Raw genomic sequence first — 11,835 nt, 5'->3', positions numbered from 1 at the left:
CGACCGGCGAGATTATTCACCGAGCGTTGAATTCATTGTGTGTTGAATTCTGCCCCGGGTGCGGTTGCGGCGCAAGCCTCGCGGCGGAACCGGATATGTCGATCACGGTCCGGGAAGATGATCGTGACCGGTTCGATACCGCTCGTGAGCGGGCGCGGGTTGGTATCGTTATGCGGGATCACGGCGTATTCGTCGACATTCGGGGAGTTGGATTCGCGCGACGAATGGTGCAGCGCGGCACGGCCTGATCGGTTCTCTCGGTCGCCATCGGGGCGCAGTGTGAAAGTGATTGGCGCATGACGCACGAACACCCGCTTTCTCCACCCGGCTCCGCCGCACCGTCCGGTCCCGCCTTCGTCGGGCGCGGCGACGACGTCGACACCCTCCGCCGGCTCCTCGGTGAGCAGTCGATCCGATTGCTGACCCTGATCGGCCGCGCCGGCGTCGGGAAGTCCCGCTTGGCGCGAGAAGTGCTGTGGCACAGCGAGTTTCGCGACCAGCTGATCGGCTTCCTGGATGCCGCGCCCGGTGCCGTGACGGTCGAGCCGCGGCAGGTGGCGTCCGCGTTCTCCGAGCTCGCGGCGGTGATCGGCGACGAGGCGCGAATCGTCCTGCTGGACAATTGCGATCCCGTCGCCCGGGAACTGGCGCCCCACGTAGGACAGTTGCTCGAGCGATGTCCGCAGGTGCGGATCGTGGTGACCAGCCGCGAGGCGCTGCGCCTGCCGCAGGAGTACGTGGTCCTGGTGCGGCCGTTGGCGGTCGATACCGGTCTGCTGAACTACGATCCGGGATCCTCGCCGGCCTCGCGATTGCTGCTGGCCAGTATCGACAGCCACTACCGGCGGATGCACTCCCTGGCCGATCGCCTGGTGCTCGACGAGATCGTCCGGGAACTCGACGGTGTCCCGTTGGCGCTGGAGTTGGCCGCCGCCGAGATCGCGCGGTTCGGCCCGGCGCGTGCGTTGCGGCGGATCAAGGCCGGCGTGGATCTGCAGTCCCCGGCGCTGGGCTCGGCTCCGACCCGTCACCGCACCATGCACGATGCGGTCGAGTGGACGATCGGGGATCTCGACGGGCATGTGGTCGACCTGCTGCTGCGGCTGTCACTGTTCGAGACGCCGTTCGACATCGAGCTCGCCTATCGGGTGAGTGTGCTGGATCGCGGCCGCACCACGGCGGCACTCGATGTGCTGTTCGAGCGCGGACTGATCCACCGGGTCGAATCCGGAACCGATGTCGGCAGTTGCCGGGTGGGCGCCACGGTGCGCAGCTACTGCCGCCGGGTCGATGCGGCCGATCCGGCGCGCGCGGCCCGGCTGCGCGCGGAGTTCGCCGAGCGCGTGCTCGACGCCGGGGCGCGCACGAACCGGCGGGCGGCTCCGGACAGTCTGCTCACGACGATCAACCAGTTGATCGCGGTGGGGCAGGCCGAACGCGCGATCGAAACGATCGCGCTCCTGGATCCGGTGTGGTCGCAGCACGGGCGGGTGCGTGAGCTGGAGACGGTGCTGTCCGGACTTCTGGCGCCGGGCGCCGAGCCGCTCGCCGGAGTGTCGGCCGCGCTGTGCCGGGAATTGCTGGGGCTGTGGGCATTACGCACCGACCGGTTGCATCGCGCGATGCGAATGCTGACCGCGGCGGGGCACGGCTACCGCGAGGCCGGCGACGAATTCCGGGCCGCCCGGACGGGAGTGCCGCTCGCCGCCGCGCTGTGCGCACTGGGTGACGCGGAATCGGCACGGCACTGCCTGCGGCTGTCGTCGCGATTCGCGGGCAGACTGAGCGAACGGTTCGCCGACTGGATGTGGATCACCGAAGCCCTGGCCGGCCTTCCGGCCGGCGCCGAGGGCTGGGACGAGGTGGCAGCCCGGATCCGGCGCTGCGCCGGATCGATTCGCCTGCCGGCGCTGAATTCGCTGGCGCGCAGTCAGATCGCGGGGCCGGCACCGGACCGATCGCTGGCGGTCTACCGGGAGGTGCTCGCGGACGAGGGGATCGCCGCCGAAGTGGTGACGGCCGTGATCGCGATCGAAGGCTGTGCCCGGGTCTACGACCGGGCCGGGGCCGCCCCCCACGAGTATTCGGCACGACTGTGGCTGGCGGCGCGGCGATTGCGCGCCCGGCACAGCATTCCCCAGCTCGATCCGGAGGACGTACCCGGGTCGGTCCATCGCCTGCGAACGATGGTGGGGCCGGACCGGATTCGGGAGTACGTGGCGCAGGTGAACCACTGGACGGTGGCCGATGCCGCCGCCTTTTCGTTGTCGGCACCGGCCACCCTCGCACCGGCGGACTCCCGGCTGGATGTGCTGACCGCCCGCCAGCGCGAAATCGCCGAGCTGGTGGCGACCGGAATGACCAACCGCATGATCGCCAAGCGGCTGAACCTCTCGGAATGGACCGTGGTCAACCACATTCGCCAGATCATGCAGAAGCTCGATTGCCGCTCCCGCCTGCACGTCGCGCTGGTCGTGCAGGGCGACGATCACGCGGTGGCCGCCGACTCGCCGCAGTAGCCGGCACGGCTACCGGCACTCGGCCACCAAGCGCAGATCACGATGGAGCAGATGCCACACCGTGTGGTAGCTGTCCCGCAGCGGCGAGGCGACACTGTCGAGATCGCCGGACTCGATGCGGGCCACCACGGTCGCGAACCGTGCCGGGTAGTCGTCCCACAGCGGGAGGGCGCCGCCGATCGCGGTGAGAAGATCGGCGACCTCGCCGTGCAGGTCGAGCACGCCGCGCGCGGTCACCGGACCGCGATCGCGCTGGAATGCGGTCACCGCGTTCTTGATTCGCGGATCGGCCTGTTCGAACCGATCGAGCAGGGCGGCGATGCGGTCCCGCCCGGCCGCGGACAGGTGACGGCAGACGGCGTCGAGTTCCACCTCGGCCGCGTGTTCTCCCGCGGGGGTGAGCGTGATCATGTCGCCGCGTGGGGTCGGGACCTGTTTGAACAGTGACGCGTCGCTCAGCGGTGCGTCCGCGCCGAAGTGGTCGGCGGCCAGCCACCCGGCGACCCGCAGGGTGTGCAGGACTCGGGTGCGCCGGGGTATCACCACGAGCGCATCGTCGGTGGTGGTCATCGTTGCGTCTCCGATCCGGGGGACAGGGTTTCTCGGATCGCCAGCAGGGTGCTGACGAAGCGCCGCTGCGCGGGCGAATTCACCACCACGTAGCGCAGCGGGATATCGGGCAGCTCGGCCAGCCACGGCCGATCGGCCGGACCGGCGCCGCAGACGAAGGCGATCGGCGAGCCGGCCGCCGCGCGGCAGGCGAGGTCGGGGTCGGCGGTGACGACGAGACCGCGGCCCGCGCCGTCCACGTCCGCGGACGGCAGGTCGTCCAGTGCGTCGACCACGGTCGTGCGCAGCGGTTCCCCGATCAGATCCGAGGGCCACGGCGGCGCGTGCCCGTCGACCGCCGGAACCAGCCCGCGCCAGATCCGGCCCGTGGTCCCGCAGACCGTCACCAGTTCGCCGCCGGCCCGCGCCGGCCACTCCGGATCGACGAACCGGGCACCGACCACCGCCGGCTTTCCGAGTTCACGCGCCACCACCGCCGCGTGGGAACCGGACCCGCCTTCCTGGGTCACCACGGCGGTCGCATGCAGCATGCCCGCGAAGTCCTCGGGCTCGGTGGACGGCCGCAGCAGCACCGTCGGCTCACCGGCCGCGGCGAGCACGGACGCGGTGTCGCGGGCCAGCCGGCCCGACGCCACACCGGTCGACGCGGCGATTCCGCTGGCGAGCAACGGTGCGTGACCGGCGGCGGCATGCGGGGACGCACGGTCGAACAGCGCCGCCGGCCGCAACCGTCGCAGGGCGGCCGGGCGATCCAGCAGCCCGGCACGCCAGGCGTCGACGGTGACCGTGTTGTGGACCCGCTCGGCGGCCACCGCCGGGCGCACCTGCACGAGCCACAGTTTCCCGGATTCGACGACGAATTCGACCTCGACGATCAGCGTCAGCCAGCAGAACAGTTCGTCCACCGTGGCGGCGAGCTCGCCGTAGGCGCCCGGCGCGGTATCGGCGAGCACCTCGATGTGCGCCGGTGTCGCGGTGCCGCCGACCAGGGATTCCCCGGTCGCGGCGGGCAGATATTCGCCGTGCAGTCCGCGCATCCCCGTGAGGGGATCGTGGCTGAAGACGACACCGCTGCCGCTGGCGGTGGCCGCGGTTCCGTACGCCATCGCCTGCACGACCACGGACGGCCGGTCTGATTCCGAAATGCCATGTGCGGCACGGTATTCCCGCGCCCGCCGGTTGTTCCACGAGGCGGCCACCGCATCCACGGCCGCCTTCACCTGCGCCGCGGGCTCGACCGGGAATCGCGCCCCGGTCTGCTGTTCGTAGATGTCGATCAGCTCGGAACGAATCCGCTCGGGCGGTCCGGTGGGCAGTTCCGCCTCCGGCACACCCGCGACGTGCACGCACAGCGCGCGGACACCGGAAACCACTGCGCCCCAGGCGGATTCCTGCCCGCCGAGCCGCTCGCTCAGCGCGGGCACGTGCTCCGGTGTCAGACCGATACACAGCAGGGTGTCCATCATGCCGGGCATACTCACCGGCGCGCTCGATCGCACGGCGAAGGCCACGGTGGCGCGGTCGGCCGCCATGGTCGCGGCCGCTTCCTTCCGCAATTCCCGGACCAGTTGCGTGATCTCGTCGAGCCGGCCGCCCGTGCGCCGCAGGCGTTCACCGGGCAGGATCCGGAAGGGTGGTACCGGATAATTCATCTCGGCCAGCTTGGTGAGGAAGAATCCTTTGCCGCCGAACAGTGCCCGCGAGATCTGCGGGGTCTCGAAACGCTCAATGCCCGGGTGACTCATCACCGGCTCCCAGGGTGAGGCGCAGCAGGGGTGAGGCGGCGCCGATGAACAGGTGGCGGGCGGCGCTGATTCCGGTCGCCAGATCGTTCCACAGCTCGACGCGCCGCGGTTTTCCGCTCGTGGTCCTCGGAATCGCCAAGGGCGCCATGGTGACCAGGGCCGCGGTGGCCGCGTCGAGCCCCGACCGCCGCAGTACCGACAGCGTCGTCTCGACGGCCTCGGCGGGCACCCGCTGCTGGAAGACCACCAGGCTCGAGGGTTTACCCGCCATCTCGAGATCACGCAGCACCACGGTGATCTTGTCGTGATGGACCCGAAGTCGTTCGGCGAGAGCGAGTTCGACGTCCTCGGCGGTGATGAACGTGCCGTTCACCTTGATCGCGTTGCCCATCCGGCCCAGCACGTAGACCTCGTCCTGGTACCGGAAGCCCAGATCACCGGTGTAATGCACCACGGGGACGGTGTCGTCCTCGTCGAGATAGCCGCTGAACAATGCCGGTGAGGCCACGGTGATCTCGCCGACCTGGCCGTCGGGCAGCACGACGCGATCGGAGTCGACGACCTCGATGTGCGCACCCGGCAGGGCCCGCCCGCACGACACGATGCAGGTCGCGCCGTCGGGCACCGGCTCGGCATCGAGCAGGTCCCGCTGCCCGAGCACCTCGACCTGAGCCCGATCCGACAGGGTCCGGTGATCGATATCCAGCGCGGTCGGCACGTCCGGCAGCGGGCAGACCGACACCGCGAGCGTGGTCTCCGCCATCCCGTAGCCCGGTTTGACGGTCCGGGCGGGCAGCCCGAACGGCGCCAGCAACTCGTAGAAGCTGCGCAGCGCGGCGAAATTGATGCGATCCGATCCCACGATCAGCGACCGCCACTCGGAGAAGTCCATGCCGTCCAGGGCCGTGGCCCCCACCAGCCGCACGATGCGTTCGATCGCGAAATTCGGTATGGCCGAATGGTTCGCTCCGTGGCGCCCGAACAGTTCCAGCCAGGTCAGCGGGCGCCGGACGAAATGCTCCGGGCGCATCAGCCACGCGTCCTGGGAGTAGAGGATCGGTGACAGGAAGGTGCCGATCAGCCCCATGTCGTGGTGCAACGGCAGCCAGGATCCGAAGGTCTGGGTGGAATGCCCTGTGCTGTCGTGGAATACCGATTTCAGCATTTCCACGTGGGCGATGGCGGCGCGTGCGCTGATCCGGACGGCTCGCGGCAAACTGCTCGAACCCGAGGTGAATTGGATGATCGCGGTCTCGTCATCGGTCGCGGGGCACAGCGCGACCCGGTCGGCCGCCGGCACCGGCTCCTCGGCGTCGATGAGATGGCGGGGCCGGTCCGGGCCGGGCTCGGCAAGCCCCGCGAGTGTCTCCGGCCCGGCGACCACGGCCGCCGGGGCCAGCGCGCGCAACCGCGACAGGTGCCCGGCCCGGCCGCCCTCGGGCAGCCCGATCGGGGCGACGACGGTGGGTATCGCTCCGATCGCCATGACGCCGAAGAAGTATCGGGGAAATTCGGGGCAGGTCGGCAGGACCAGCGCCACCCGGTCGCCGCGCCCGATACCGCGTTCGCGCAGCGCGCCGGCCACGTTCAGGGCCTCGGTGGCCATCGAGTCGTAGCCCAGGCTCTCCCACTCGTGCCCGGTGTAGAAGCGGACCGTGCCGTCGTTGTCGCGGTCGGTGATCCAGTCGACGAGTGATCTCACCGCGCCTCCCGGGACGCGGGGTCGTTCGGGTACCGGTCGTGATAGGTGCGCTGAATCAGCGCGACCAGGTCGCCGACGGTCTCGACGCCGTAGATGTCCTCGTGGTCGATGAGTTCGATGCCGTACTCCTCCTCGACCCGGGTCAGCGCCTCCATCAGCGACAGCGAGTCGAGGTCGATGTCGTCGCGGACCGAATCGGTCAGCCGCAGGTCCAGCCGTGGCCGGCCGACCGCGATCTTGTCCTCGAGGACCGTCAGCACCGCCTCCGGATCGGCTACCGGATCGAAAGTCTGGTTATCAGTGGACAATTCGCACCTCTCCCGTATCTCCGTTCACGTACACCCGCTGTCCCGGTTTGATTTCGGTGGCCAGCGGATGCGACACCACGGCCGGGATCCCGAGTTCCCGGCAGATGATCGCGATGTGTGAGTACTGACTGCCGCGGGCGGTCACCACCGCGCCGACGAACGGCAGGATCGGAATGACGTTGGCGTCGGCGCTCTCGCAGGCCAGCACCGCCCCCCGTTCGGTGGGCATGTCCCCGAGCCCGATGGCGATCCCGTCGCAGACGCCCGCCGCGGCCCCGTGCGGGGTACGGTGCGGCTGATGGTGTGCGGGCGCGCCCGGCGACAGATCCAGATAATCCGGCATCGCCACCGCGAGGGCGTCCTCACAGGCGGTGCGGCGCCGCTCTATTTCCGCGCGGTCCGGGAGGGCGTCACGCAGTTCGCGCATCGCGAGGTACGGCCAGTCCGCGGCGGCCACGCCCCGATGGGCGGCGATCACGGGCACGAACCGCCGGTGGGCATGCAGCAACCGCATCGCCAGCGATTTACTGTGCTCCCGCAAGGCCATCACGTCGCCCAGGAACAGCACCGAGGCGTCGATGGCCCGGCCGCGCGCCGCTCCGGACATGCCGAGCAGCGCCTCCCGCGGCGACAGATCGGACTCCTCCCGGGTGGCGGCCGGGGTGTGGTTCATGGGCGCGATCACATAGTCCGACCAGGGCAGGTCGGTATCGGCGATCTCGTAGAACGGGTGCTGGACGAAGCGTGCGGGCCCGTCGGCGAGGGGCGCGAGCTGACCGATGCGGCCCCACGGCAATTCGGCGGGTTCCTTGAGCCAGTTGGTGATCAGGTTGCCGCCGCGTGCGAGCCGGCCGACCACGGTGCGCTGCAACACCTCCGCCGCGACCGACCCCGACGTGCTGATGATGTGCAGATGCCAGGCTCGCTCCAGCAGTGCGTCGCCGCGGGTGGCCAGTTCGCCCAGGCGCCAGACGGCCTCGTCGCCGAGGACGGCGTCGACGTCCTGTTCGAATTCGAACACCGCCTGTTCCAGCTCGATCACGCGCGGCCGCAGTTCGACCAGCTCGCGCAGCATCCGCGCGGTGGCGCCGTTGCGGCGCAGGCGGCCCGGCCGGCGGCCGGAGCTGGGCCGGGGCGGATCGATGCCCTCGAAGTACGCGGCGGTGACGTCCTCGGGGGTCAGCAGATTCACCTGGTCGGCGATGCGGCAGTAGGCCGTAAGGTTGTGGTACGGACGGCAATTGAAGTAGCCGGTGAACACGTAGTCCGAGCCGGTCGCCCAGCGCTGCGGGCCGAGGATGTCGCGTATGAACTGCCGGGTGCCCCACTCCATCGGCCTGCCGACCAGCGACCAGGACATCGGTGACAGCCGTTGCGGTGCGATCTCCCCGAAATTTCCGGCCGAGTACACCCGCAGCTCCGGATGGGGATAGGTGTCGACACGACAGTGTGAAATGCTCATTGTGCTGCTCCCAGGACATCGAGGCTGCGGCTCGTCAGACCCGAATCGCGCAGTGCCACACCGGTTTCGGCGATGTAGTCGGTCGCCGACCGGATGTCCGGGCTCGGGAGGGTGTCGAAGATGCCCGGATCGAAATCGAACAGCGGCCGGGCGTAGTCGACGACGTCCTCCTCGAGCCCGAAGCGACGAGTCAGCAGGCGGCGCGTCCATGCGGGGCCGGTGGCGTCGACGATCTTCGGCACCACCTGCCACGGGCGGCACAGGCGCTCGAGTACGTCGGCCAGCGTCGGCCGCTCCGGATCGAAATAGGTACAGCCACCGCGGTGTTCGTCGCTGACGGTGATGTCTCGCACCACTCGCGCGGCCACCTCGACGTCGGCCGCGTAGACCGGATACCGGCCGCAGTCGTGCAGTGTCACCGGTAACCCGCTGAGCAGGTGCGGAAGGACCGACACCGGCCCACCGCGGCGGGGGATCAGTTCGGCGGGGGCGGGCCCGAGCAAGGTGCCCAGCCGGAGCACTGTCACCGGAACCCGGCGTTCGCGGCGCGCGATCAACTCGCCACGGTATTTGGCGTATTCGTACCAGTTGCGGAAGGTCTGACCACGGCTGAGATCGCGATTGGTGATCGGACCGGTGGCGCGGCCCAGCGCGAGGATCGACGAGACGTACACGACGCGGCGTACCGACCCGATCGACGCGGCCAGATCGAGGACGTTTCGCGTGCCGTTGACGTGGAGGTTCACCACGCCCGTCGGATCCGAACCCATATCCACCGAACCGAATCCGCAGACCACCGCGTCGATGTCGGTCAAGGCGTCGAGGGCCTCGTCGGTCGAGCCGAATCCGGGCGAGTTCACATCGCCCGCGACGCCGGTTCCGTAGCGGGTCCGGCCGCTGCGGCTCAGTGCGACGACCTCGTGGCCCTCGGCGTCGAGCAGTCTCGAGACGGTACTTCCCAGATAGCCGGAGGCGCCGGCGACGAGTATTTTCATGCGAATCGTCCCAGCGGGAGTTCGGGCAGCGGCTCGGGAGCCACCGGCGGGGTGAGATCGAAGGCCACGTCGATGAGGTCCTCCACCGAGTAGCTGGGCGCCCAGCCGTCGGTCAGTGCCCGCAACCGGGTTCGTTCGAAGATCCGATCGATGGAGACGTATCGGAGCCCGAACAGGCGATTGCCCATCTCCCGATTCCAGCGCGCGTACTTCAACGCCAGGTTCTCCGCGAGCCGCAGCGCGCGGTCGGGAGCGACCAGCAGTCGCGGCGGGTCGTAGCGGCCGGTGATGTCCTTGGACTGCAACACCGTCAGCAGTGCCGCCAGTGTGGGGGCGGTTTCACCGGCGACCAGGTGGACGATCGCCCCGCCGCGCCACGACGCGTATTCCGTGGCGGCGCCGTGGTCGAGCAACCGCACCAGGCCCTCACCGATCACGTCGCGCGGCAGGATGTCCACGCGGGCTTCCGGCCGCACCGGCAGGACCGGCAACTGCCCCGACGACATCGGCGTGACGAGTTGATACAGCGAACTCCACCGCGTGGTCGATCGGGTGCGGGAACTGCCGATCACGCCGCCGATCCGGGCGATCAGCACCGGGTGACCGTCGGCGGCGGCCCGGCGGATCAGATGCTGCTCGGCGAACCATTTGCTCAGTTCGTAGGGCGTGCGGTCCGGATGCGCGGGGTGCAGATCCTCGGCGATATTGCCGGAGGCGGTGCCTGCCACGTAGGCGGTGCTCACGTACAGGTACGGAACGACACGGCCGAGTCGATCGCTCAGCTCGCGCGCCAGCGCGAGACCGTTGAGCGCACCGAGGTAGTTGATCCGGTCCAGCGCCGCCTGCCCGGCCGTCCAGTCGACGATGCCGGCGAGGTCGACCACGACGTCGACCGCGGGCAACGTCGAACAGTCCAGGCCCCACAGGTTTTCGGCCACGTCGCCGATCACCTGGTGCTGCGGGATGGCGGCGCGGTCGAGATCGGCCCGCGGGCGGCGGCGCACGACGGCCGTCGTGCCGGCCGGGTCGGGGCTGTCGGTCAGTGCCTCGGCCAGGCCGCGCCCGACCTGTCCGGTCAGCCCGGCGATCAGCAGGCGCGGCGCGGTGCGGCGGTGAGCGGGTGTGGTGGCGGTTGTCGCGAGGGTCATGAGGAGATGCTCACCAGCCGGTCGTAGAGGTCGGGGTTGCCGCGTAGGGAGTCGGTGATGATCGCCAGCATCATTTCGTCGGTTCCCGCGCCGATGCGTGCCACACGGATGTCGTTCCAGAACTGGCCGAACGGCGTCTCCCGGGGGAGATAGCCCGGGCCGCCGAACACCTGCATCGCTTCGCTGATCAAGCGTTCACCGGCCCGTGCCGCGCACAGTTTGACCGCGGCGATCCTGCTGATCAGCGCGCGGTCGAGCGGTCCGGCCATGAGGTCGCGGGCGATCGTGTCGACCGCACCGGAGAGCACCTCGACCTCGGCCGACAACTCGGCCAGCCGGAAGGCGATGTACTGGTGCTCGAGCAACCGCTTACCGAATTGTGTACGGCGCCCGGCGTGTTCGACCGCCAGGCTGATCGCGGTCGCGCATCCGCCGGCGACCTGGGCCGCGATCGCCAGCCGCTCGAAGGACAATCCGTAGTTCAGATTGAGCACGCCCAGCCCGGCCCGGCCCAGCGTCGCCTGCCGATCCACCTCGACGCCGTCGAACTCGACGGCCACGGTATCGAGCGCGTGTGTGCCCAGTTTGTCGTGCTCGCGGAGGATCCGGGCCGCGGTCATCGGCACCACGATCGTCGCGTGGCGATCGGTGGGCCGGCCGTCGGCCGCCGCGATCCGGCACAGCACGACGGCGAAATCCGCGACCGCGCCCAGGGATACGAATTTCTTGCGACCGGTGACCGACCAGCCGTGCTCGGTCGGGGTCGCCAGGCACGTGACGGCCGAGAGGTCGCTGCCGCCCGTGGGTTCGCTGGCGGCGATGCAGCCGACCGCGGTGCCGTCCAACGCCTGTTCACGCAGTGCCACAAGGTAATCCGAGTGACCGAAGCGGTGGAGCAGCGAGAGCACGGTTTCGGTGTGCAGGGACACGCCGATGGCGACTCCCGCCGGCGCCCGGCTCGACAGCTCCGCGCCCAGGCGCACGCCGAAGACCACGTCGCCGGCGTCGGTGCCGGGTGCCGCGGCCGCCGACCAGCGGCCGCGTAGTACCCCGGCCTTGCCGAGGGATTCCAGCAGCTGTCGCGGAAACCGGACGAGGGTGGGGTCGGCCTGCACCGAGTCCAGGGCGTCCTGCACGATCCGGCCCAGATCGCCGGCCGTGGGTAGTGCTGTTTCGAGGGTCATTGATATCCGTTCCCTCCGGATCGAATGCCGAATTTTTCCCACACCTCGAGGCTGCGGCTGCGCAGCCTTTCCGGTCTCGGCAGATGGGGAGTCGAATTCACACATGAACAGTGCGAAGTCAGCGTGACACATTTCCGTCGAAGCCGTCAACAATTAGATCCGTTGACTTTTACGAGAGCGCTGTGTCAATCTTGTCCGAGCG

At 69.5% G+C, this 11,835-nt stretch carries 10 protein-coding genes; 1 reads left to right on the top strand and 9 read right to left on the bottom strand.

The genetic code is table 11. The features are described 5' to 3' along the window. Positions 1–32 precede the first annotated feature (32 nt). Positions 33–311, bottom strand: a complete 279-nt coding sequence (locus NMI01S_RS34940) for a hypothetical protein (protein WP_157126252.1) — start codon at positions 309–311, stop codon at positions 33–35. On the opposite strand from NMI01S_RS34940, the gene NMI01S_RS18205 reads away from it, so the two are divergent. After that, a complete protein-coding gene (locus NMI01S_RS18205) occupies positions 297–2,519 on the top strand; it encodes a winged helix-turn-helix domain-containing protein (RefSeq protein WP_062998839.1) in 2,223 nt (740 codons plus the stop codon). The two genes, NMI01S_RS34940 and NMI01S_RS18205, sit on opposite strands and share 15 nt — an antisense overlap. A gap of 9 nt (positions 2,520–2,528) precedes the next feature. Here NMI01S_RS18205 and NMI01S_RS18200 read toward each other — a convergent pair whose 3' ends face one another. The 8 genes from NMI01S_RS18200 to NMI01S_RS18165 are packed head-to-tail and all read right to left on the bottom strand — an operon-like array spanning position 2,529 to position 11,633. Further along, complete coding sequence (locus NMI01S_RS18200) at positions 2,529–3,089, bottom strand: hypothetical protein (RefSeq protein ID WP_062998837.1); 561 nt, start codon at positions 3,087–3,089, stop codon at positions 2,529–2,531. Beyond that, entirely contained in the window at positions 3,086–4,834 is a 1,749-nt protein-coding gene (locus tag NMI01S_RS18195) for a PEP/pyruvate-binding domain-containing protein (protein ID WP_062998835.1), read from the bottom strand. Before NMI01S_RS18195 ends, NMI01S_RS18200 begins: the two co-directional genes overlap by 4 nt. Then, positions 4,815–6,536: an AMP-binding protein gene (locus NMI01S_RS18190; protein WP_062998833.1), complete on the bottom strand. Its 1,722-nt coding sequence runs from the start codon at positions 6,534–6,536 to the stop codon at positions 4,815–4,817. Before NMI01S_RS18190 ends, NMI01S_RS18195 begins: the two co-directional genes overlap by 20 nt. Then, positions 6,533–6,844, bottom strand: coding sequence for an acyl carrier protein (locus NMI01S_RS18185; RefSeq protein ID WP_157163521.1), 312 nt, complete (start codon positions 6,842–6,844; stop codon positions 6,533–6,535). Before NMI01S_RS18185 ends, NMI01S_RS18190 begins: the two co-directional genes overlap by 4 nt. Beyond that, positions 6,834–8,306 (bottom strand): PEP-utilizing enzyme, encoded by a 1,473-nt coding sequence (locus tag NMI01S_RS18180; protein WP_062998829.1) that lies wholly within the window; start codon positions 8,304–8,306, stop codon positions 6,834–6,836. The genes NMI01S_RS18185 and NMI01S_RS18180 overlap by 11 nt, the downstream gene beginning before the upstream one ends. Continuing rightward, positions 8,303–9,301 carry an NAD-dependent epimerase/dehydratase family protein gene (locus NMI01S_RS18175; protein ID WP_062998827.1) on the bottom strand — a complete coding sequence of 333 codons (999 nt, stop codon included), beginning with the start codon at positions 9,299–9,301 and terminating at the stop codon, positions 8,303–8,305. The genes NMI01S_RS18180 and NMI01S_RS18175 overlap by 4 nt, the downstream gene beginning before the upstream one ends. Next, positions 9,298–10,449, bottom strand: a complete 1,152-nt coding sequence (locus NMI01S_RS18170; RefSeq protein ID WP_062998825.1) for an SDR family oxidoreductase — start codon at positions 10,447–10,449, stop codon at positions 9,298–9,300. Before NMI01S_RS18170 ends, NMI01S_RS18175 begins: the two co-directional genes overlap by 4 nt. Then, a complete protein-coding gene (locus tag NMI01S_RS18165) occupies positions 10,446–11,633 on the bottom strand; it encodes an acyl-CoA dehydrogenase family protein (RefSeq protein WP_062998823.1) in 1,188 nt (395 codons plus the stop codon). The genes NMI01S_RS18170 and NMI01S_RS18165 overlap by 4 nt, the downstream gene beginning before the upstream one ends. Positions 11,634–11,835: the final 202 nt, after the last annotated feature.

The sequence above is a fragment of the Nocardia mikamii NBRC 108933 genome (assembly GCF_001613505.1).
In the GTDB taxonomy this organism is placed as follows: domain Bacteria; phylum Actinomycetota; class Actinomycetes; order Mycobacteriales; family Mycobacteriaceae; genus Nocardia; species Nocardia mikamii.
Note: the sequence above shows the minus strand (reverse complement) of the source record. Positions and strands in the feature narration are given on the sequence as shown.

Coding starts and splice junctions, on each gene's coding strand:
- NMI01S_RS18205 (WP_062998839.1), top strand. CDS start 297: ATGACGCACGAACACCCGCTTTCTCCACCCGGCTCCGCCGCACCGTCC.
- NMI01S_RS18200 (WP_062998837.1), bottom strand. CDS start 3,089: ATGACCACCACCGACGATGCGCTCGTGGTGATACCCCGGCGCACCCGA.
- NMI01S_RS18195 (WP_062998835.1), bottom strand. CDS start 4,834: ATGAGTCACCCGGGCATTGAGCGTTTCGAGACCCCGCAGATCTCGCGG.
- NMI01S_RS18180 (WP_062998829.1), bottom strand. CDS start 8,306: ATGAGCATTTCACACTGTCGTGTCGACACCTATCCCCATCCGGAGCTG.
- NMI01S_RS18175 (WP_062998827.1), bottom strand. CDS start 9,301: ATGAAAATACTCGTCGCCGGCGCCTCCGGCTATCTGGGAAGTACCGTC.
- NMI01S_RS18170 (WP_062998825.1), bottom strand. CDS start 10,449: ATGACCCTCGCGACAACCGCCACCACACCCGCTCACCGCCGCACCGCG.
- NMI01S_RS18165 (WP_062998823.1), bottom strand. CDS start 11,633: ATGACCCTCGAAACAGCACTACCCACGGCCGGCGATCTGGGCCGGATC.